Annotated in this window: 17 protein-coding genes and 1 riboswitch; of the genes, 7 read left to right on the top strand and 10 right to left on the bottom strand. The window is 67.2% G+C overall.

Annotated elements, in window-relative coordinates; genetic code table 11:
* Positions 1 to 22: 22 nt before the first annotated feature.
* A complete protein-coding gene (gene arsH, locus FHS28_RS17810; RefSeq protein ID WP_088453204.1) occupies positions 23 to 781 on the bottom strand; it encodes an arsenical resistance protein ArsH in 759 nt (252 codons plus the stop codon).
* Between the two features lie 38 nt (positions 782 to 819).
* Complete coding sequence (gene arsB / locus FHS28_RS17805) at positions 820 to 1,878, bottom strand: ACR3 family arsenite efflux transporter (protein ID WP_088453206.1); 1,059 nt, start codon at positions 1,876 to 1,878, stop codon at positions 820 to 822.
* Between the two features lie 158 nt (positions 1,879 to 2,036).
* Between arsB and FHS28_RS17800 the strand changes: the two genes are divergently transcribed.
* Complete coding sequence (locus FHS28_RS17800; RefSeq protein ID WP_184295129.1) at positions 2,037 to 3,329, top strand: DUF4397 domain-containing protein; 1,293 nt, start codon at positions 2,037 to 2,039, stop codon at positions 3,327 to 3,329.
* 4 nt (positions 3,330 to 3,333) lie between these two features.
* On the opposite strand, the gene FHS28_RS17795 is transcribed toward FHS28_RS17800, so the two are convergent.
* On the bottom strand, positions 3,334 to 4,317 hold the full coding sequence (locus FHS28_RS17795; RefSeq protein ID WP_221194048.1) for a hypothetical protein: 984 nt from the start codon (positions 4,315 to 4,317) through the stop codon (positions 3,334 to 3,336).
* Between the two features lie 151 nt (positions 4,318 to 4,468).
* Between FHS28_RS17795 and FHS28_RS17790 the strand changes: the two genes are divergently transcribed.
* Both FHS28_RS17790 and FHS28_RS17785 read left to right on the top strand, forming a co-directional pair.
* Positions 4,469 to 5,923, top strand: coding sequence for a sensor histidine kinase (locus tag FHS28_RS17790; RefSeq protein ID WP_088453210.1), 1,455 nt, complete (start codon positions 4,469 to 4,471; stop codon positions 5,921 to 5,923).
* A complete protein-coding gene (locus FHS28_RS17785) occupies positions 5,920 to 6,552 on the top strand; it encodes a response regulator (RefSeq protein ID WP_088453212.1) in 633 nt (210 codons plus the stop codon). Before FHS28_RS17790 ends, FHS28_RS17785 begins: the two co-directional genes overlap by 4 nt.
* 2 nt (positions 6,553 to 6,554) lie before the next feature.
* Here FHS28_RS17785 and FHS28_RS17780 read toward each other — a convergent pair whose 3' ends face one another.
* Positions 6,555 to 8,453, bottom strand: a complete 1,899-nt coding sequence (locus FHS28_RS17780; RefSeq protein ID WP_184295126.1) for a TonB-dependent receptor domain-containing protein — start codon at positions 8,451 to 8,453, stop codon at positions 6,555 to 6,557.
* Between the two features lie 76 nt (positions 8,454 to 8,529).
* Positions 8,530 to 8,803: riboswitch (cobalamin riboswitch) on the bottom strand.
* A 45-nt stretch (positions 8,804 to 8,848) separates the two neighbouring features.
* A complete protein-coding gene (gene ribA / locus FHS28_RS17775) occupies positions 8,849 to 9,478 on the bottom strand; it encodes a GTP cyclohydrolase II (protein WP_088453216.1) in 630 nt (209 codons plus the stop codon).
* A gap of 298 nt (positions 9,479 to 9,776) precedes the next feature.
* Between ribA and FHS28_RS17770 the strand changes: the two genes are divergently transcribed.
* On the top strand, positions 9,777 to 11,327 hold the full coding sequence (locus FHS28_RS17770) for a methyl-accepting chemotaxis protein (RefSeq protein WP_088453218.1): 1,551 nt from the start codon (positions 9,777 to 9,779) through the stop codon (positions 11,325 to 11,327).
* A 21-nt stretch (positions 11,328 to 11,348) separates the two neighbouring features.
* On the opposite strand, the gene FHS28_RS17765 is transcribed toward FHS28_RS17770, so the two are convergent.
* From FHS28_RS17765 to FHS28_RS17750, 4 genes are all read right to left on the bottom strand, one after another.
* Entirely contained in the window at positions 11,349 to 11,579 is a 231-nt protein-coding gene (locus FHS28_RS17765; protein ID WP_088453220.1) for a hypothetical protein, read from the bottom strand.
* Between the two features lie 3 nt (positions 11,580 to 11,582).
* On the bottom strand, positions 11,583 to 12,299 hold the full coding sequence (locus FHS28_RS17760) for a hypothetical protein (protein ID WP_088453222.1): 717 nt from the start codon (positions 12,297 to 12,299) through the stop codon (positions 11,583 to 11,585).
* A gap of 195 nt (positions 12,300 to 12,494) precedes the next feature.
* Positions 12,495 to 14,033 (bottom strand): peptide MFS transporter, encoded by a 1,539-nt coding sequence (locus FHS28_RS17755; RefSeq protein ID WP_221194046.1) that lies wholly within the window; start codon positions 14,031 to 14,033, stop codon positions 12,495 to 12,497.
* Positions 14,034 to 14,192: 159 nt separating this feature from the next.
* The gene (locus tag FHS28_RS17750) at positions 14,193 to 16,739 is read right to left on the bottom strand and encodes a heavy metal translocating P-type ATPase (protein WP_088453224.1); all 2,547 of its coding nucleotides are present in this window, start codon (positions 16,737 to 16,739) and stop codon (positions 14,193 to 14,195) included.
* A 54-nt stretch (positions 16,740 to 16,793) separates the two neighbouring features.
* On the opposite strand from FHS28_RS17750, the gene FHS28_RS17745 reads away from it, so the two are divergent.
* The 3 genes from FHS28_RS17745 to FHS28_RS17735 all read left to right on the top strand — a co-directional run bounded on the left by FHS28_RS17745 (position 16,794) and on the right by FHS28_RS17735 (position 19,442).
* Positions 16,794 to 17,243, top strand: coding sequence for a Cd(II)/Pb(II)-responsive transcriptional regulator (locus FHS28_RS17745; RefSeq protein ID WP_088453226.1), 450 nt, complete (start codon positions 16,794 to 16,796; stop codon positions 17,241 to 17,243).
* 132 nt (positions 17,244 to 17,375) lie between these two features.
* Positions 17,376 to 18,509 (top strand): HD-GYP domain-containing protein, encoded by a 1,134-nt coding sequence (locus FHS28_RS17740; RefSeq protein WP_184295123.1) that lies wholly within the window; start codon positions 17,376 to 17,378, stop codon positions 18,507 to 18,509.
* A gap of 135 nt (positions 18,510 to 18,644) precedes the next feature.
* Positions 18,645 to 19,442 (top strand): aldose epimerase family protein, encoded by a 798-nt coding sequence (locus tag FHS28_RS17735; RefSeq protein WP_088453230.1) that lies wholly within the window; start codon positions 18,645 to 18,647, stop codon positions 19,440 to 19,442.
* Positions 19,443 to 19,511: 69 nt separating this feature from the next.
* Here the strand turns inward: FHS28_RS17735 and FHS28_RS17730 are convergent, their stop codons facing one another.
* A complete protein-coding gene (locus FHS28_RS17730) occupies positions 19,512 to 20,297 on the bottom strand; it encodes an exodeoxyribonuclease III (RefSeq protein WP_088453232.1) in 786 nt (261 codons plus the stop codon).
* Between the last annotated feature and the right edge of the window lie 326 nt (positions 20,298 to 20,623).

Genomic DNA, 20,623 nt, shown 5'->3' with positions numbered 1-20,623 from the left:
AACGGTGCCAGGAGGCTTTCGCTCACAGGCCCCGCTGATTCACCCGCCGGGACAGCGCCTCGGCACTTTCCTTCCGCTCGCTGTAGCGGTCCACCAGATAGGGACCGAGGTCGCGGGTGAGCAGAGTGAATTTCATCAGCTCTTCCATCACGTCCACCACCCGGTCGTAGTAGGCGGACGGTTTCATTCGGCCCTCGTCATCGAACTCGGCAAACGCCTTGGCCACGGACGACTGATTCGGGATGGTCAGCATCCGCATCCAGCGGCCCAACACCCGCATCTGGTTGACCGCATTGAAGCTCTGCGAGCCGCCGGACACCTGCATCACCGCCAGCGTCTTGCCCTGCGTTGGCCGCACTGCGCCGGCGTTGAGCGGGATCCAGTCGATCTGCGACTTCATCACGCCGGTCATGGCGCCGTGGCGCTCCGGCGAGCACCAGACCATGCCTTCGGACCAGGTCGCCAGCTGACGCAGCTCCTGCACCTTGGGATGGGACTCGTCGGCATCGTCGGGCAACGGCAGGCCGGATGCATGGAAGATGCGCACCTCCGCCCCCATCGCCTGCAGCAGTCGCGCCGCTTCGAAGGTCAGCAGCCGGCTGTACGAGCGGGCCCGCAAGGAGCCGTACAGCAGGAGGATGCGGGCCGGATGGAGGGACGGGGTGCGTGCGCTCAGGCGCGCCAGATCCGGCACGTCGAACAGCGAGATGTCCAGGGCCGGCAGGCTGGTGTCTTGCAGCGGTGCATCAGCGTCCGAAGAGGGGTCTACAGGGGGCGTCATTGGCGTATCCATCGGTAGGGGCTGGCGCGGTGGGTCATTCACCGTCCGGCTGATCCTTGTTCATACCAGTGCTGCGACCGGTTCACCACGGCCACCACGGCCAACATCACCGGCACCTCGATCAGCACGCCGACGACGGTGGCGAGCGCAGCGCCGGACTGAAAGCCGAACAGGCTGATGGCCGTGGCCACTGCCAGTTCAAAGAAGTTGCTGGCGCCGATCAGCGCGGAAGGACCCGCCACGCAGTGCTGCACACCCAGGCGCCGGTTGAGCACATAGGCCAGGCCTGAGTTCATCACCACCTGGATCAGGATGGGCACCGCCAGCATCGCAATCACCAGCGGCTGCTCCAGGATGCGGGCGCCCTGGAAGGCAAACAGCAGCACCAGGGTCAGCAGCAGGGCGCTGATGGAGAAGGGGCCGAGACGGGCGGCGACGGCCTGGAAGTGCGCAGTGCCGCGCGCCAGCAGGCGGCGACGCCACAGCTGCGACAGGATCACCGGCACCACGATGTAAAGGCCGACCGAGGTCAGCAACGTGTCCCAGGGGATGGTGATCGAGGATAGTCCCAGCAGCAGCGCCACGATGGGGGCAAAGGCCACCACCATGATCGCGTCGTTGAGCGCCACCTGCGACAGGGTGAAATACGGATCGCCTTTGCAGAGCTGGCTCCAGACAAAGACCATCGCGGTGCACGGTGCCGCTGCCAGCAGGATCAGACCGGCGATATAGCTGTCCAGCTGGTCGGCCGGCAGCCACGGCGCAAACACATGGCGCACGAAGATCCAGCCCAGCAGCGCCATCGAGAACGGCTTGACCGCCCAGTTGATGAAAAGCGTCACGCCGATGCCGCGCGCATGGGCTTTCACCTGCCCCAGCGCTGCAAAGTCGATCTTCAGCAGCATCGGGATGATCATCACCCAGATCAGCAGCCCCACCGGCAGGTTGACCTGCGCCACCTCCAGCGCGGCCACCGTGTGGACCAGGCCGGGCAGCGCATGGCCGAGCAGCACGCCCACAACGATGCACAGCGCCACCCAGAGAGTGAGATAGCGCTCGAAGAAGCCGATGGCGGGGCGGGTGTCGGAGGCAGGCATGGATCCAGGGGCCGGGTTTGCGGGTGCCGGCAGTGTAGAGGTGACGCGCTGCACAACATGTCGGAACGGACACGCGAGCGACAAACGCGCCACGCGGCGCACGAATGCGGGAAACACCGGCCCTCTCCAATGCTTCAGTCCTTTCATGGAGTTGGAACATGCGATTGAAGCGTTTGGCGATGGGCCTGAGCCTGGTGGCCACCCTGGCCGGAGTGGCCGGCTGTGGCGGTGGTAGTGACGACAAGGCGCAGGTGCGTCTGCTCAATGCGAGCATCGGTGTGTCCTCGCTGGACCTGGCGGTCGGGGAGGATGAAACCGTCGTGACCAGCGGCGTGACCTATGCGTCGGTCGGTGACTATGAAGGCGTCAGCGCCGACGATTCCCTGCTGGAAGTGCAGAACTCCACCAGCGGCGCGACCCTGACCTCCACCACGCCGACCCTGAGCACCAGTGACAAATACACGCTGATCGCTTACGGCGTGAGCGGCTCGGTCAAGAGCGCCCTGATCACGGAGACTGAAGACACGCCCGACAGCGGCAAGACCAAGCTGCAGATCCTGAACCTGGCGCCGGATGCCGGCGCCCTGGACATCTACGAAACCGCCACAACGGACACCGACCTCAGCGGCTCCGCCACCCTCGCCAGCAGCGTGGCCAGTGGCTCGGGCTCCGGCTATCTGTCGATCAAGCCGGGCAGCTTCCGACTGGTGATCACCGCCGCCGGTGACACCTCGGACGTGCGTCTGGAGATCCCGACCATCACCCTGCCCGATGCAGGCGTCTCCACCCTGATCCTGACCGGCTCCAATGGCGGCCTGCTGGTGAACGGCATGCAGCTGGTGCAAAAGGGCACCCTCACCAACCTGCCCAACCCCAATGCCCGGGTGCGGGTGGTGTCCGGCCTGACGAGCGGGTCGGTGGCGGCCTCCCTCGGCGGGACGCCGCTGGTCTCCAGCGCCAGTTCGCCCACGGTCGGCGGATACGTGAAAGTGACGGCCGGCACATCCGCACTGAGCCTGACGGTCAATGGCAACGCCGTCTCGGCGAGCGTCGGGACGCTGGTGGCGGGCAATGACTACACGATCGTGGTCTACGGCGATGCTGCAGCCCCGACGGTCCAGCTGATCAGCGACGACAACAAGCTGCCCACCACCTCCACCAACGCCAAGATCCGCCTGCTCAACGCCATGAGCAGCAACAGTGCGGAGATGACGCTCTACCTGAACTACTCGGTGAAGGCGAGCGGTGTGCTGCAGGGGTATGCCTCCACGCCGACGCAGCTGGCGGCGGTGACCGACGCGCTGCTGACGGTCAACTCCACCAACTCGTCCACGCCGCTGTTCTCGCAGACGGACACCGACATCCTCGCGCAGGGCGTCTACACCGTCTTCCTGCTGGGCGACGGCACCAGCGCTGCCACCGTGGCGGCGTCGCTGGTGAAGGAGCGCTGAGCGCTTACTGACGCGGCGCCAGACGGTCCGCCGGTGCCACCGGGAAGGGCGCGCCCAGCACGGTGGACTGGCCCTTGACCTGGTTCTGCGCCTGGCACTTGTGGGTGCAGATGGTGGCGGGCGGTGCGACTTCGGTCGCATCCTCGCCGAACACCATGCCCATGCGTCCACCGCTGGACACTTCCCAGCGGGAGGTCAGGCCGCAATGCGAAACCGTGGCCAGCGTGCCATCGCGCTTGACGATGCGGTTCACGCAATTCGCATCCGACAGGCGGGTGGCGACCTGCGGGCTGTCGCGTCCCACGAAGCGGGCCGAATAGTCGTTGCCGAAGTTGACCCGCGGCGTCACCACCACCGTGGTGTCCTTGTACGGCACGGCGTCGCCTTCCCGATCACGGAACTTGCGGTTGTCGAAGTAGAAGGCGTTCAGGCTGGGATTGCTCGGATGCGTCGCGAGCGTGTGGGTGAAGACGGTGGCGGTGCCGTCGGCACGGGCGACTTCCATCTGGAACACGCCGCCATTGGCACAGTCCTTGGCCTGCAGCTTCATCGTGACCTGGCCGCCTTCACGCATCAGCTCGATGCTGGTGTCCTTGAGGTCCACATCCACGCCGCTGTTCAGCACGGCGCCGCGGTGGTCCGGCATCTTGGCGGCAAAGACGGGCGTGGGCACGCCGCCGGTCATGTCCAGCGCATTGGGTGCGCCGGTCAGCACATAGTTGCGGATGCCGAAGGTGGCGGCATCCACCTCGAACTGCACGTATTTGCCCTGCACCAGGAAGCTGCTGCCGACCTGCGCCGCCGGCACCGTGGTGCTGACCGAGCCGCTCAGACCCAGCACCTTGAACCCGCCGCCTTCGCAGCCCTTGGACGAGGCCGCCTGGGCCGCGCCCACGGACATCACCAGGGCCAGGCCCAGCAGCAGGGGACGGGACGCACGTGCGGCGGCGTGGCGCACGGCGGAGATCGAAGTCGAATGATTCAGCATGAGAGGGGCTCCTGAAGAGAAGCCTGGATCCTAGGAATTGCCGGCCGCGACGGGCAGGGGCGCAGGTCGGGACTTGCGCGGGCTCATGGTCGCGATCGGTCGGGACCTTGGTCCATGGTGGGTCTGAACACCCACTGTTACAGTGATCGGCATGAATCCCGCGCGTTGGCGGCTGTCGCTGTCCCAGCAGTTTCTTCTGCTCAGTTTTCCGATCCTGCTGGCCACCACCGTGTTGCTGGGCTGGTGGGTGGGTCGCCAGGTGCATGACAGTGTGGTGCACCGCATCGGCGCCGATACCGCGCTGTATGTGGACGGCTTCATCGCGCCCCAGCTGCAGCATGTGGATGAAGTCGGGCATCTGACCGAGGCCGAGCAGCGCGCCCTCTTCGAGATGATCCTGGACGCCGAATGGGCCCGCCGCATCGTGGCCCTGCGCATCTGGCGGCCGGATGGCACCGTGCTGTTTTCCAGCGACGGGCAGGGCGTCGGCCAGAGACTCGAGATCGACGAAGGACTGGAGGCGGCAGTCGCCGGCAGCATCTTCTCGGAGGTCAGTGTGCGGCGCGGCCGGGCACAGACCGATCATGGCCAGCCGCTGGAACGGATGATCGAGACCTACACCCCGATCCACACCTCCGACCGCGGACGCATCGGTGCCATCGCCGAGTTCTACCAGCTGCCGGACGAGGTCGATCGGGAAGCCGGTGCGGCGCAGCGCCGCAGCTGGGGGGTGGTGGCCGGGGCGATGCTGGCCACCTATCTGCTGCTGTTTGTGCTGGTGCGGCGCGGGAGTGGGCTGATCGCGGCGCAGCGGGGCGCCCTGAGTGCCCAGGTGCGGCGTCAGACCGAGCTCAACCGGCAGAACCGGCAACTGCATGAGCGGGTGCGCACGGCCGCCCAGGAGGCGGTGGTGGTGAATGAGGCCCTGCTGCAGCGCATCTCCGCCAGCGTGCATGACGGGCCCTGCCAGGATCTTGGCTTTGCGCTGATGCAGCTGCGTAACCTGCAGGACGCGCAGGCCGCACAACAGCTGCTGCTGCTGAACCTGCCGCCGAAGCCCGAGGCGGGGCCGGATGCGCAGGCGCTGCTTCGCATCCGTCAGGCGGTGGAAGCGGCGATGGCCGACCTGCGCGCCATTGCGGCCAACCTGGAATTGCCCGACATCGAGCCGCTGACGCTGGATGAAGTGGCGCAGCGGGTCGTGCGGGACTTCGTCGGCAAGACGCGGCAGGAGGTGCAGCTGAGCACCGCGGTGGCGGCTGATCTGCAGCTGCCGATGCGAATCAAGACAACGGTCTATCGATTGCTGCAGGAATCGCTGGCGAATGTGTGGCGACATGCCCCGGGCAGTGCCTGCCAGGTGATGGTTGGCGCCGATGCACGCAGCGTGGTGATCGAGGTGAAGGACCGCGGGCCTGGCTTTGATCTGGCCAGCGCGCTGGCGAGCGGCCGGCTGGGACTGAACGGCATGCGGCAGCGGGTCGAGTCCCTCGGTGGACGGTTTGACCTGCGTAGCCGACCGTCAGCGCCTGGCGTCGAAGCCACGGGCACCACGGTGCGGGTGTCACTGCCGCTGACGGAGACCGAGACGGAGTCGGGACGATGACTGAAATGATCGAGGTGCTGGTGGTCGATGACCATCCGATGTTCCGCCAGGGCGTGGTGCACTCCCTCAGCCAGGAGCCGGGCTTTCGGGTGGTGGGCGAGACCGCAAGCGGCGAGGAAGCGCTTGCGCTGGCGCAGGCGCTGCTGCCGACGGTGGTGCTGCTGGACATCAGCATGCCGGGCTGGAATGGCATCGTCACCGCGGAGCGGATCGCGATGGCCTGCCCGGCGACGGTGATCGTCATGCTGACCTCATCCGAGGACAAGGACAAGTTGCTGGCCGCCCTCAAGGCCGGCGCGCGCGGCTATGTGCTCAAGGGGGTGTCGGCGCGCGAGCTGGCGCAGGTGCTGCGGGCGGCAGTGGCCGGAGAGGTGTATGTCTCCCCGTCCATCGCTGCCGAGATGCTGGTGTCCCTGACCCAGCGCAAGGCGCCGGACCCGCTGCAGGAGCTGACCGACCGCGAGCGGACCATCCTCTCGCTGATCGGCCGGGGCCGGACGAATCGCGAAATCGGGGACGAGCTGCATCTGGCCGAAAAGACCATCAAGCACTACGTCACCAACATCCTGCAGAAGCTGCAGGTGCGCAGCCGGGTCGAGGCCGCGCTGCTGGCCAGCCGCGGCCCCTGAGCTCAGAAGCCCTTCATGTCGTAGCGCAGGCCGACCCAGATCTGGCGACCCAGACCCTGGTAGTCACGCACCGGCTGCACGTCGCGGTCGGTGGCATTGAGCAGTTGGGTCTCCAGACGCCACTGCGGCAGGAAGCGCCAGCTGGCCCGCAGGTCCAGCAATGCATAGGCGCCCAGCGACTGCACCGTGTCGGGACGCCCACCGATGTCGGTCAGCGTCGCACCGACGCTCCACACGCCCGGGGTGTAGTCCAAGGACACGCTCTCCTGGTGCGCCGCGCGGCGCGGCAGGCGGTCGCCGGTCAACCGGTCGCGAGCATCCAGGAAGTCCACCGTGGCCTGCAGGTGGAGGTCGCCCAGGCGATGCGCGCCCAGCAGGCTCACGCCCTTGATCAGCGCGCGGGACACGTTGGCGGTGCAGCCCATGTCGTAGCCGGCGGGGCAGATCGCCCCCGTGGTGTCGAGCGAGTAGCCGATCAGGTTGCGGACCTGGTTGCGATAGACCGTGGCTGAGGCGCTGCTGTCGCGCGAGGCCCAGTTCAGCCCCAGTTCGACGCTTCGGCCCTGTTCCGGACGGATGGAGGCGACGCCGAAGCCGGGGTAGTAGAGGTCGTTGAAGGTCGGTGCGCGGAAGCTGGTGCCGGCCAGTGCGCGCAGCTTCAGGGACGAGGACAGCGCATAACTGCCGCCCAGTCCGCCGGTGGTGTGGGTGCCGTAGGCGGAGTTGTGGTCGCTGCGCAGGCTGGCCTCCAGCGAGGCCGGGCCGAATCCGCCGGTGTAGCCGGCAAAGTAGCCGTTGTTGGTGCGCTTGGGCGCGTCGGTGAAGACCTCGCCCTCGACGGTTTCCGCAATGCGCTCAACACCGAGCACCACCTGCTGGCCTTCGCTCAGGCGAAGGGCGTTCTGCCAGGTGAACTGGTTGCGGTCCGTCTCGTAGCGGGAGAGCGTGGTGCCGCCGGAGCGCAGCTCATCCGTGTTGCGGGCGAGCTGCAGCGACGTGGTCCAGATCGGGTTCAGCACGCCGCGGTAGTCAGCGGCCACCTGCCGGGTCACCAGATGGTTGCGGAAGTCCGGGGTGGTGTCGGGATTGAAGTCCGCGTCGTATTCCGCGCCGTCGTATTGGCTGTTGAGACGGCTCTGGGTGGCGCTCACGCCGATGCGGTGGCCGTCCACCGGGGTAAAGCCCAGTCGTGCGCTGGCGACCGTGCGGCGAAAGCCGTCGTCATCGGGGTTGTAGTTGCCGAAGGCGTCGTTGGGTCGCACCGCGGAGACGCCGCGCGAACGGTCGTGGCTGAGGCTGGCTGCATAGTCGAAGCCGGCCTGGGCGCCGGTGATGGCGATGTCGCTCTCGCTCGACCGGTAGTCGCCCACGGCCGCATGGGCCGTCACGTTCAGCGGGCCGCGGCCCTTGCGGGTGAAGATCTGGATGACGCCACCGACCGCATCTGCGCCATACAGGCCGGACGCCGGACCCCGCAGCACTTCGATGTGGTCGATGTCGCTCAGGCTCATCGATTCGAACGCCGCCTGACCCAGTGTGGCCGAGCCGACCCGCACGCCGTCGATCATCACGACGGTGCTGCTGGTGGTGGTGCCGCGCAGCAGGTAGCCGCTGGACTGGCCCGGGCCGCCGGTGCGGGTGATCTGCAGGCCGGCCTGGCGGCGCAGCGCATCCTCGACCGATTCAAAACCGCCGTTGCGCAGCGTCTGCGCGTCGATCAGCACCACATCGGCGACGCTGTCCTTCAGCGGCTGGATTTCGCGGGTGCCCACCACCACCACTGGCTGCAGGGCATCGGCGTCGGTCGTGCGGCCCGTCTGGGCAAGGGCAGGCACCACGGCGGGCACCAGCAGGGACAAGGCAAGGGCACGCGGCAGCGCGCGCAGGGTGGGGTGTGTCATGCAGCGAGGGAATTCAGCAAGGCGCACAGTGGCCGCTTCCCCGCGGCCGAATGCGAACATGGCCCTGCGCGGGATGCGTCAGGGCCGCCTGTTGGCCGGTATCCGGGCTGGGCGGACGTCACACCGCCGGGGCCTTCCCAGAGCCGCATGAAGCGCTCCAGTGGCCATGGACGACGGCGGCGCAGGGGCGAAGCCTGCGCGGTCTGCTGACCGTTGCGGGGGCAGCTCAGGTGGGGGCGGACGGGGTGGCGAGGCGGTGGCCGTCGTCGTCGTCATGAGCCCTTCCTGATTCCCGTTGAACTGCGCCGGCCGGACGGCCAGGCGCGAGCACCAACGGGCGTGATCATATCGACCCGGGTCCCCCGGCGATGTGGCGCGGGCGCCACCGCAGTCCCTCACTCCAGGTAGTGACCCATGCGCTTGCGCTTGGTTTCCAGGTAGCGCTCGTTGTGCGGATTGGCGGCGATGCGGATCGGCACCAGTGCTTCCACTTCGATGCCGCCCTTGACCAGCGCATCCACCTTCTGGGGATTGTTGGTGATCAGGCGGACGCTGCTGATGCCCAGCATGCAGAGGATGTCGATGGCGTCCGCATAGTCGCGGGCGTCTTCGGCGTGGCCGAGCTGCAGGTTGGCGTCGATGGTGTCCACGCCGGCTTCCTGCAGCGCATAAGCGCGCAGCTTCTCGACGAGGCCGATACCGCGGCCTTCGTGGCCGCGCATGTAGATGACCACGCCGCCTTCTTCCTTGGAGATCAGGTCCAGCGCTGCATGCAGCTGCGGGCCGCAGTCGCAGCGCAGGGACTGGAAGACGTCACCGGTGAGGCATTCGCTGTGCAGGCGCAGCAGGCCGCCACGCGCCCGAAGAGGGCCGACCGACAGCACGAGGTGCTCCGAGCCGGTCGACGGGCTGCGGAAGGCGCGGGCCTGGAAGTCGCCCATGGGGGACGGTAGCTGCACCACTTCCCACTCCTGCGCACCCTGGGTGCCCAAGGGGATCTTTTCACAGTGATTCACTACAGCCATGGTCTAACCTGTTCCAGTCGTCGCGGTCGCGGCAGGAGCGACCTGCGCGGACCTGAGTTCCGACTCATTAATGCCGGAAAACCCGTCAATTTAACTCTTCTCAGCGTACACCTGCCGTCAAGGGGCTACTGCCGGGGTGGGCGGCCCGCGTCGCTTCGTGCAGCCTGCATTGTCGCGGCTTCGGCTCCATGGGATGGAGGATGCCAATCGCACAGGGCTGTGGTAGGTTTTGCACGGCCAGGCAGGGTGATGGCGGGCCGCTGCGGGCCATGGCGGACAACTTCGACGGGAGGCCAGGATGCGATTGCTTTCGGATCTTCGGGTGGGGGTGCGGCTGGGACTCGGCTTTGCGCTGCTCTTGTTGCTGATGCTGGGCATGGGCGCCTTCTCCGCGAACCGGGTTGGCGCGGTGCAGGACAAGGTGGAAGACTTGGCCACCAACTGGCTGCCCAGCACCCAGCAGCTCGGGGCGATCAACGAGTCGCTGAACCAGATGCGGCGGGCTGAACTGCAGATGCTGCTGGGGGGCGACGCCAAGGCGGTGAAGGACGAATCGGCCCGGCTGGATACGCAGTGGGCGCGGCTGCCGGATCTGCTCAAGACCTACGACGGTTATGTCAGCAGTCCGGAAGAGCGTCGGCTGTTTGACACCCTGCAGCAGCAGATCCAGCGCTATCGAGAGGTGCAGATCCGGCTGGTGGCGCTGTTGGCGGCTGGCGACCGGGACCAGGCGATGGTGCTGCAACGCAGCGAATCTCGGGCGGCCTTCCGGCCAACGACGGAGACGCTGACCCAACTGGTCAAGCTCAACGGAGACGGCGCGCATGAGGCGCATGAGAACGCCCAGGCCAGCTATCGGACGGTGCTGTGGGCGGTCTGGATCATGGTGGCGGTGGCGATCGCGCTGGGAGCGGTGATCGGCTGGCTGTTGACACGGTCTCTGACGCATCCGCTGCGGGAAGCCTCCCGGACGGCCGATCGCATCGCCGATGGCGACCTGACGGGCGTCGCCGCGACCCATCGCAGCGACGAGCTTGGGGATCTGCTGCGGGCGCTCGGTCGGATGCGGGAGGCCTTGCATGGGTCGGTGTCCGCGGTGCGGGACAGCGCCGACCAGATCGCCGAGGCCAGCCGGGAAGTGGCGTTGGGCAGTACCGACCTGTCGGCGCGGACCGAACAGACGGCCTCCAATCTGGAGCAGACGTCCGCGGCCATGCATCAGCTGACGGATGCGGCGCAGCAGAGCGCTTCTTCCGCCCAGGCGGCGAGCACCCTGGCGCGAGAGGCGGCCGGGGTGGCGCAGCAGGGCGGGGAGATGGTGGGACAGGTGGTGCAGACGATGGACGGCATTCAGCAGTCGTCGCGGCGCATTGCGGACATTATCGGCGTGATCGATGGCATTGCCTTCCAGACCAACATCCTCGCGTTGAATGCTGCGGTGGAAGCGGCCCGTGCCTGGGAGCAGGGACGGGGCTTTGCGGTGGTGGCCGGCGAGGTGCGGACGCTGGCGCAGCGCAGTGCGCAGGCGGCGCGGGAGATCAAGACGCTGATCAATGCCTCGGTGGCGCAGGTGGAGAGCGGCAGCCGCATCGTGGGCCACGCCGGCGCCACGATGGCGCAACTGGTGCAGGCGGTGGATCGCGTCTCCAGCCTGATCAGCGACATCGCCGGCACGGTGGGCAACCAGACGCAGAGCCTCAGCGAGGTCAATGCGGCTGTGACCCAGCTGGACGGGATGACGCAGCAGAACGCGGCGCTGGTGGAAGAGTCCGCTGCCGCGGCGGAGTCGCTCAAGGATCAGGCCGCGAAGCTGGCGGATGTCGTGGGGCGGTTCCGGCTGGCGGGTTGAGCGCCCGGCGCGGGTCTCAACTCAGCCGGTGATGAGGGTTCTCTTGCGCTGCAGAAATGCCGCCGCCTTGGGCGCGTGAATGCTGACCTTGACCCTTTGGGTCTTCTCGCTGCCCCGTTGCGCAGGGTTCGACGCCGCGCTATCAGGACGCTCTGCGACACCTTCCTGGGAACGCTTGTGCATGACGGCGCGCACCGCTTTGGAAGAGGACGTCTTCAACGCGCCAGCCTTGCCAGTTGTCAGTTGCTTCATCAGTCACTCCTCATCGAAGTCGGCGAGTCGTTGCATGGACCAAGTGCTCAGTGAGCGCACGTCCAATTCCATGATACAGCCCTCGCCGTGAGTCACCCACAGGTCGTAAAGACCCTGGTCCAGGAGATCGGAGATTCGAACCTCCGAAGTGGGGTCGATACCGGCTCGGGAGAGTCTGTGCGGCGGCATTCGGTCGAGGATGTCTTTCGCAATGACAGCGTCATATCCCAGCTTCGGCCAGACCTTCCACCCGACATGGCGCTGGTCCTGCGGCGAGCCGGCGGCAATGGCAATGATCTTGTCGAACAACAGGTCGTTTGCCGCGAGAGCTTCCGTCAGCAGGCTGATTCGCCCGATGCCTTGCCCTCGATATTCTTCGCGCAGATAGAACTCGACGTTCTCGATGACGTGGACCCAGGCCTGACCGTCATCCACGCTGTAGAGCCAACGCTGCATGGGCAGGGCAAGCAATACGTCATGGCAGACCTTGAGCTTGATGGCCTCGACCTGTCCATGTTCAGTCCCCACCGTCAGCCGACTGACGGTCAATCGGCTGCCATCGAAGGCGCCGGCCAGTTCCCAGAGGCGGTGGGTGATGTCCTTGCCGTTGAAACAAACAGGGCGGAGGTCAACTGGAACGTCAAGGTCGACACGTCCGGTAAACCGGACGTCGACGGTTCTGGCGGGGAAATCTTCAGGGGGCTGGGTTCGGTTCACCATGGCGGGCGGCGCTGTCAATCCACCTGGGAGACAGTACGTGCTCGCCTCAACAGCAGCAATGCTCGAACCTTGTTGAGCGACTAGGGAACCCCCACCGACTTCAGTGATGCGGGTCCCTTGTTCAATAAAAAACCCGGCCAGGGGCCGGGTTCTCGCGGGACGCTGCGGCAATCGCCGCGGCGGCAGTCGTGCGGATCAGCGCACGCCGTGCATCAGCTTCTTCATCCACGGATTCAGCAGCATCAGCAGGATGCCGGCGCCGATCGGGATGGCGGTGAAGATCAGGAAGAAGACCGACATCGAATAGGTGCTCGAGATCTGGTCGATGTAGCCGCCGGTGAAGCCCGCCAGGAAGTTGGCGATTGCCGCATTCACGAACCACACGCCGAACATCAGGCCCAGCAGACGCGCCGGCGCCAGCTTCGAGATGTAGGACAGACCCACCGGCGACAGGCACAGTTCACCCATCGTGTGCAGCAGGTAAGCCAGCGTCAGGTAGACCATGCTGATCTGCGCCGTCTTCGCCCCTTGCGGAATGCCAGCCGCGCCATACGACAGCGCCGCAAAGCCCAGACCCAGCAGCACCAGACCCAGACCGAACTTCACCGGACCGCTCGGATTCCACCAGCGGGCCCACAGCTTGGAGAACATCGGCGCCAGGATCACCAGGAAGAAGGAGTTCAGCACCCCGAACCAGGTGGCCGGGATCTCCGACTGGTCGAACCCGAACTCACGGCCCAGCATCCACAGCGCCAGCGCCCAGATCAGGCCCAGCGCCAGCACCAGCAGCAGGTTGGAACTGAGGTAACGCTTGCCGGTGCCGCGCATCAGCTGGATCAGCAGCGCGCTCAGGATGGCCACCGGGATCAGCGTCATCAGCGAATTGGCAATCTTGAAGATCGTGCCGCTCGTGCCCACCAGGGTGCGGTCGGTGTAGTCGGCCGCGAAGATGGTCATCGACCCACCGGCCTGCTCGAAGGCGAACCAGAAGAAGATGGTGAAGAACGAGAACACGCAGATGGCGATCAGACGGTCCCGCACGACGTTCGACGGCGTGTCGTCCTGCTCGGCCACCGCGGCCGCGGCCCCCTTCTTTTCCGGGGCGCCGCCGATGTTGCCGAAGATGCCCTGGCCCAGGTAGAACTGCAGCGCGCCCAGGATCATGAAGATCGCGGCGAGGCCGAAACCGAAGTGCCAGGAGATCTTCTCGCCGATGTAGCCGCACAGCGAGATGCCGAAGAAGGCCCCCGCATTCACGCCCATGTAGAACAGCGTGTAGCCGCCATCGCGCGCCCCTTCGTTGTCCTTGCTGTACAGCTGGCCGACGATGGCCGAGATGTTGGGCTTGAACAGGCCGGTACCGACGATCACGAGGCCCAGGCCCAGGAAGAAGCTGAACTGGGTGTCGAAGAACAGCGCAATGTGGCCGGCAGCGATGATGAAGCCGCCCAGCACCACCGCGCGCCGGGTGCCCAGCAGACGGTCGGCCAGATAGCCGCCGAGGATGGGGGTGAGGTACACGAGCATCGTGTACCAGCCATACAGTTTGGTGGCGTCCTCGCGGGTCCAGCCCCAGCCGCCTTTGGAGGCCTCGGAGATGAGGTACAGCACGAGCAGGGCGCGCATGCCGTAGTAGGAGAAGCGTTCCCACATTTCTGTGAAGAACAAGACGAACAGGCTATCCGGCTGGCCGAGGATGGTATGCGGCGCTCCGGGGGTTTGAATTTTGTTCAAACGTCGCTCCGTGAAGGATCAGAAGAACGGTGCCGCTGGGACCCGGAAGGTCACCAGCGGCAAGCCCGCTATTCTCCGCCAAAGGCCGTCGCTCACCCGGCCCGCCATATTAGGAGTGGCCCTAGGTGAGAAAGGTCAGGGTCCGCCGGATGGGGGGCCTCAAGTCCGGGCTGGGCGCTGATCGCGCAACAGGCGCAAACCGTTGAGCACCACCAGCAGGCTGGCGCCCGCGTCGGCCAGCACCGCCAGCCAGAGGGAGCCCAGGCCGGCCAGCGTCAGGCCGGCGACCACCACCTTCAGGCCAAGGGCCAGGACGATGTTCTGGGTCAGCACCCGGGCGGTGCGGCGGGACAGGTCGATCAGCACCGGCAACTGGGTGAGGTCGTCGCCCATCAGAGCGATGTCGGCGGTTTCGAGCGCGGTGGCGCTGCCGGCCGCGCCCATGGCGATGGCGATGTCCGCACGGGCCATGGCGGGCGCGTCGTTCACACCGTCGCCCACCATGCCGACCGCGCCTCGGGCGGTCAGCGCCGCGACCGCGTCGAGCTTGTCCTGCGGCAGCAGCGGGGCCTGGACCGCCTGCGTCGGCAGGCCCAGGCGGCGGGCCATGGCGTCGGCACTGGCGCGGTGGTCTCCGCTGAGCATGACCAGTTCCAGGCCGCGCTCGCGCAGTTGGCCCAGCGTGGGCGCGGCAGCGGGACGGGGCGTGTCGGCCAGCGCCAGCAGGGCGATGACGTCGCCGTCGCGCAGCAGCCAGGCCAGCGTATGGCCCTCGCGCTGCAGCATCTCGGCGGCGGCTTGCGCCTGCGCGCTCACCGTGCCTTGCTGTCGCGCCAGGCGTTCGTTGCCCAGCGCGAAGCGGCGGCCTTCCATGTCTCCGGTAACGCCCAGTCCCGGCTGGTTCTGCAGATGAGTGACCGGCGCCAGTGGGCGACCGAGGCGCTCAGCCTGTGCCGCCACGATGGCCTGGGCCAGCGGATGCGCACTGCCGGCATCCAGGCGGGCGGCCAGGTGCAGGGCGTCATCCTCACTGACGGCCGGATCGAAGCTGTGCACCGCGACCAGCGCGGGCCGCCCCTCGGTCAGGGTGCCGGTCTTGTCCAGGGCCAGGATGCGCAGCTGGCGCACCTTTTCCAGATACAGCCCCCCTTTGATGAGGATGCCGCGTCGGGCTGCCGCGGCCAGACCGCTGACGATGGTCACCGGGGTCGAGATCACCAGCGCGCAAGGGCAGGCGATGACCAGCAACACCAGTCCCTTGTACAGCCAGGCGTGCCAGTCCCCGAAGCCCAGCAGCGGCGGGAGCACCGCCAGAGCCAGGGCGGCCAGCACCACCACCGGGGTGTAGCTGCGGGCAAAGCGGTCAATGAAGGCCTGGCTGGGCGCACGCTGGGACTGGGCTTGCTGAACGGCCTGAGCCATCCGGTCCAGCAGCGTCTGGCCCTTGACGGCGGTGACCTGCATCAGGAGCAGGCCGTCGCCATTGACACTGCCGGCGAGCAGCGCATCACCGGGAGCCTTGTCCACCGGCATGGCCTCGCCGGTCAGGGCCGCCTCGTTCAGGCTGGAGCGGCCTTGCAGCACCTGGCCATCCAGCGGCACCCGCTCGCCAGGAGGCACCCGCACCACCGCGCCCGGGCGCACGGCTTCAACCGGCTGCCGGCTGAACGGGTCGCCAGTCCCCTCGCCGTCGCCCCGGACCCAGGCGGTTTCCGGCGCCAGTTGGGACAGGGCCCGGATGGCGTCGCGCGCCCGGGCCAGGCTGAGGCTTTCGATCATCTCGGACAGGCCGAAGAGCCACACCACCATGGCCGCCTCCGGCCACTGGCCCAGCACCACGGCGCCGATGACCGCCAGGCTCATCAGCAGGTGGATGTTCAGGGTGAAGCTGCGCAGCGCGATCCAGCCCTTGCGCAAGGTCGGCAGGCCACCGAGCAACATGGCCGCCAGGGACAGCGCCACGATCGGCGCTCCCGCTTCATGCCAGCCGGCGAAGGCCAGACCTTCGGCGCTGAGGGCTGCCACGCCGGCCAGCGCCATGCGCCAGCGCAGCGACTGACTGACTGCTGGCAGAGGCGCCGGCGGCGGCGCGCTGTCGGCCATCGGCTCGGCCTGCATGCCGGTGTCGGCGATGGCCTTGCGCAGCGGGGCGTCGTCGGGCAGGCGGTGATGGACGTCCATCACCCGGTTGATCAGGTCGAACTGCAGGGCCACCACGCCTGGTTCCTGGTTCAGGCGCCGGCGCAGCAGAGCTTCTTCCGTGGGGCAGTCCATGCCGCCGATGTAATAGCGGTGGCGGGTGGTGCCGGCCAGTTCGGCGGAGGTGGGCGCCGGAGACGGCAGCGCGGACGGATGGGCCGGGCCGCAGCACGAGGTGGCGGCGATGTCTGGCGACGGTGCGCAGCAGGCAGAGGGCTGGCCGGCGGGGGGCACATTGCAGCCTCCGGTGGCCGCGGGCGCGTGGTGATGGGCGGCGTTTCCAGTGCCCGCGCAGGCCGTGGTTTGGGGCTGACCATGGTCGTGGTCGTGGTCGTGGTCGTGGTCGTGGTCGTGGTCGTGGTCGTAGTCGTGGTCGTGGTCGTGCGCGTGCCCGTGCCCTTGCTCATGCTCATGCTCATGCTCATGCTCATGCCGATGCTCGTCCGCTCGCTCGGTCTGCGACGCTGGACGCCGGGTCAATGAGTGATCGTGATCTTTGGATGCCATGGGGCTATTTCACACACTGGAGCCACTCCAGGGTCAAGCGGCTATGCTGGGGCCATGCGAATCGGAGCACTCAGCCAGGCCACCGGGGTCGACGTGGACACCATCCGCTTCTATGAAAAGAGCGGTCTGCTCCCGCCCCCGGCTCGCAGCGACAACGGCTACCGCGCCTACACCCAGACCCACCTGGAACGGCTGGCCTTCATCCGCCACTGCCGCGCGCTGGACATGTCACTGGCCGACGTGGCGGTGCTGCTGGGCAGCCTCGACAGTCGAGACCCGGCCGAACTGGCCCAGGTGGACCGCCTCGTCGCCTCCCAACTGGGCAAGGTGCGTGCGCGGCTCAAGAGCATGCAGGCGCTGGAGGCCCAGCTGGTGGCCCTGCAGAACCGCTGCGACGCCGATCACGACGCGCACCCCTGCCGCGTGCTGGAAGAACTGGTGGCCGCAGCCCATGGCGAAGCCTGCGCCTGCCACGCGGAGACGGAAGCTCCCAAGAATCCGTGACGTCCTGCTCGCGCATCTGCAATGCGCGCTTTGCGAACGCCCGAGCTACGGACGGATCCGGATACTGCCGATGTAGAGTCCTGGGCCGCACTGCCGTGGCGGGCCCGACGCCCATCCATCTCGACGCCATTCATGCGTTTCTGCTCGCTGTCATCCGTCAAAAACCGCATTGTTCTGGGCCAGCCGCTGCCGTTCAGCGTGCGGGACTCCGAGCGCATGCTGCTGCTCGCCCGCGGCCAGACGATTGCGGACAACGAGCAGCTCCTGGCGCTGTTCCAGCGCGGTGCGCTGGTGGACATCAGCGAGCTGACCGAAGCGATCAAGCCCACCCGCCAGGAAAGCCAGACCGAGCGTCTCGCCCGGCTGCCCGCCGAATGGGACCGGGGCATGCAGGATGTGCGCAAGGCCTTGTCCGCGCCACCGGAGAAGCTGGTGGAGGCGCTGGACGGAGCCACCGAGCTGATGATCTCCCTGATCCACTGCTCGCCGAACATGGCCCTGGCCCACATCGTCCGCCAGCCGACCAGCGGGACCGGGCACTACGGCATCAATCATTCAATGCATGCCGCCACCGCCTGCCATGCAGCGGCGCGCTACCTCGGCTGGTCGGACGACGATCAGCGCCGGGCCTTCCAGGCCGCGCTCACCATGAACCTGGGCATGCTGGACCTGCAGGCGCGCCTGTCCAGCCAGGTGTCTCCGCTGACGCCGATGCAGCGAGAAGTGATCAACGAGCATCCGATCCGAAGTGTGGAGATGCTCGAAGCCGCCGGCATCATGGATGCGGACTGGCTGGATGCGGTGCTGCATCACCATGAAGTGCCGGACGGCTCCGGCTACCCGCATGGGCTGACCGATGTGGGAGAGCTGGCCACCATGCTCCGGTATGCCGACATCTACACCGCCCGGCTCAGCAGCCGCGCCAGCCGCCCGGCCATGAGCGCGCAGCAGGCCGGTCGTGAACTGCATCAGATGGGCGCCCAGAGCCCGCTGGCCGCCGCGCTGATCAAGGCCTTCGGCATCTTCCCGCCCGGCAGCCTCGTGCGCCTGGCCAGCGGCGAAGTGGGACTGGTGATTCGCAATGGCGACAAGGCGCACCGCCCAATGGTGTCCGTCCTGACCAATGCTGCCGGGGAACCGCGCCAGATGCCGGTGACGCGGGACAGCAGCCGCGACGAACATGCGGTCGTGGCCTTGCTGCCCGCCCATGCGGCGCCGATCCGGTTGTCCGACGAGCGCGTTGCTGCCCTGATTACCGGCGTCTGAGGAGGCGTGTCCGCAACATCCGGGCCCTCCGGATCTTCTTTCTGACCGATTTCGAACGCGGACACCCGTTCTGGTCAAAGGCCGATTTAATAAAAGCGCGAATACTTTCAGCCCTCGACAGGGAGGGCCAACAAGGTGGATCGCGACATTGAACTGCAGGTGGACGGCTGGCGGGCGTTGGTGGCGCCGGAGGAGGGCGGCCGTCTGCGATCGCTGACCTCCCTGGTGGGCGGGCGCCGTTTCAACTGGTTCAAGCAGGCGGAGCGGCACGCGAACGTGCTGGTCGGCGGGGCCGGTCTATGGTTGGAGGCGGCCGGGGGCGCGATTGCCGCTGGCATGGGTGCAGGTGCCGCTGCCGGTGCTGCTGCGGGTGCGACGACGCCAGAGAGCCCGCCCGATCCGCGCCTGAACGCCCTGGACGCGCCCTGGCAGCTCACCGAGCTCTCGCCGCGCTGCATCACCCTGATCCACGGTTACCGCGACACCTCCGGACCGCAAGGCGGTTATCAGGCGCATCAGGTGTTCCGGCTGGGCCCCGGGCGGCTGGAGATTGCGGTGGCGCTGCGCAACCTGGGGCGTCGGCCGCTGGATCTGCGCATGGGCCTGCGGCTGCAGGTACCGGACGGCTTCAGCAGCCATGTGACGCTGGACCCGTCGATGGTGGGCCGGCCGCGTCCCGCACGCGGCACCGGCATCTGTCTGGAGGACTGGGGCGGCCTGGCGACGCTGGCCATGGCGGACGGGCATCAGATCCGTCTGCGGCTGGCCGGGTCACTGCCGGCGCTGACGCTGCAACGCCATCCGGAACGGCCCTGGATGACGCTCACTGCGCTGACGGCCGCGCCCGGCGCGCACAACACCGTGCCGACGCTGGCGCCGGGGGAAGAATGGGCCGTATCGCTGGGTCTGGAACTGCTGGCGGGCGAGGACTGAGGACCGATCGAGGATCGGGCGCAGTCAAGCACCGAAGGCAGCCGCGATGTGCCGCGCCGCTTCCGCTAATCAGATCGTCAGGTCGTAATCGATCGTCAGCGGCGCATGGTCGCTGAAGCGCTGGTCCAGGTAGATGGCCTCGCGCCTGGCCAGGTGCGCCAGGCCGGGCGTCGCCAGGTGATAGTCCAGTCGCCAGCCCACATTCTTCGCCCACGCCTGGCCCCGATTGCTCCACCAGGTGTACTGATCGGGTTTGTCGTTGAGCAGCCGGAACACGTCCACCAGACCGGTTTCCACCTCCAGCAGCCGGGTCATCCAGGCCCGCTCCTCCGGCAGGAAGCCGCTGTTCTTCTGGTTGCTCTTCCAGTTGCGCAGGTCGATTTCCTTGTGGGCGATGTTGATGTCCGCCACCAGAATGAACTCCCGCTCGGCCCGCAAGCTCATGAGGTAGGGATACATCGCCTCCAGGAAGCGGAACTTGGCCGCCTGCCGGTCTTCACCACTGGAGCCGCTGGGGAAGTAGCAGCTGATCAGGCTGAGCTTGCGACCGGGTTTGTCGAAGCGCTTTTCGATCCAGCGGCCTTCGTTGTCGAATTCCTCGCTGCCAAAGCCGACGATCACGTCACTCGGCGCCTCGCGGGTGTACAGGCCCACCCCGGAGTAGCCCTTCTTCTGGGCGTAGTGGAAATGGCCGGTGAGCTTGTCGTAGCCGCTGAACTGGCTTTCCACCACGTCCGCCTGGGCCTTGAGCTCCTGCACGCCCACCACATCAGCTTCCTGCGGGGGAAGCCAGTCGAACAGGCCCTTGTTGGCGGCGGATCGGATGCCGTTGAGGTTCAGGGTGATGAATCGCATGGGGGGCGGGGAATGGATGGAGGGACGAGGGGCGGATCTGGGGTCACCGGACACCGGCAATCCCAAGGGGCAGCGTACAAGGTTGCCGGGGCAGAAGTATCGCAAACGGACGGACCGGAGTGTGTCAGCAGGCGGTCCGTCCCTCCCTGAGGGGCGCGGGATCGCCCCAGTTGAGGACGCGGCGCGCCGCGCTGGGGCTGGATGGGCGGCGGGCGACCGGAGTGCAGTGTTTCGACAACAGTCCATGCACCCGTCTGGTGCTTGAGGTGTCGGTTTGATGACGAACTTGCTAGATTGCCGCATCCGAGCCGCCGATCGCACCCAGC

The organism is Roseateles terrae (assembly GCF_014192155.1).
Classification (GTDB): Bacteria; Pseudomonadota; Gammaproteobacteria; order Burkholderiales; family Burkholderiaceae_C; genus Roseateles; species Roseateles terrae.
This window is presented reverse-complemented; position numbering and strand designations above follow the sequence as displayed.

Excerpts from the sequence above, each read along its gene's own strand:
- FHS28_RS17760 (WP_088453222.1), bottom strand. The coding sequence starts at position 12,299 with ATGGTGAACCGAACCCAGCCCCCTGAAGATTTCCCCGCCAGAACCGTC.
- FHS28_RS17795 (WP_221194048.1), bottom strand. The coding sequence starts at position 4,317 with ATGCTGAATCATTCGACTTCGATCTCCGCCGTGCGCCACGCCGCCGCA.
- arsH (WP_088453204.1), bottom strand. The coding sequence starts at position 781 with ATGACGCCCCCTGTAGACCCCTCTTCGGACGCTGATGCACCGCTGCAA.
- FHS28_RS17740 (WP_184295123.1), top strand. The coding sequence starts at position 17,376 with ATGCGTTTCTGCTCGCTGTCATCCGTCAAAAACCGCATTGTTCTGGGC.
- FHS28_RS17730 (WP_088453232.1), bottom strand. The coding sequence starts at position 20,297 with ATGCGATTCATCACCCTGAACCTCAACGGCATCCGATCCGCCGCCAAC.
- FHS28_RS17745 (WP_088453226.1), top strand. The coding sequence starts at position 16,794 with ATGCGAATCGGAGCACTCAGCCAGGCCACCGGGGTCGACGTGGACACC.
- arsB (WP_088453206.1), bottom strand. The coding sequence starts at position 1,878 with ATGCCTGCCTCCGACACCCGCCCCGCCATCGGCTTCTTCGAGCGCTAT.
- FHS28_RS17800 (WP_184295129.1), top strand. The coding sequence starts at position 2,037 with ATGCGATTGAAGCGTTTGGCGATGGGCCTGAGCCTGGTGGCCACCCTG.
- FHS28_RS17765 (WP_088453220.1), bottom strand. The coding sequence starts at position 11,579 with ATGAAGCAACTGACAACTGGCAAGGCTGGCGCGTTGAAGACGTCCTCT.
- FHS28_RS17785 (WP_088453212.1), top strand. The coding sequence starts at position 5,920 with ATGACTGAAATGATCGAGGTGCTGGTGGTCGATGACCATCCGATGTTC.
- ribA (WP_088453216.1), bottom strand. The coding sequence starts at position 9,478 with ATGGCTGTAGTGAATCACTGTGAAAAGATCCCCTTGGGCACCCAGGGT.
- FHS28_RS17770 (WP_088453218.1), top strand. The coding sequence starts at position 9,777 with ATGCGATTGCTTTCGGATCTTCGGGTGGGGGTGCGGCTGGGACTCGGC.
- FHS28_RS17780 (WP_184295126.1), bottom strand. The coding sequence starts at position 8,453 with ATGACACACCCCACCCTGCGCGCGCTGCCGCGTGCCCTTGCCTTGTCC.
- FHS28_RS17790 (WP_088453210.1), top strand. The coding sequence starts at position 4,469 with ATGAATCCCGCGCGTTGGCGGCTGTCGCTGTCCCAGCAGTTTCTTCTG.
- FHS28_RS17750 (WP_088453224.1), bottom strand. The coding sequence starts at position 16,739 with ATGGCATCCAAAGATCACGATCACTCATTGACCCGGCGTCCAGCGTCG.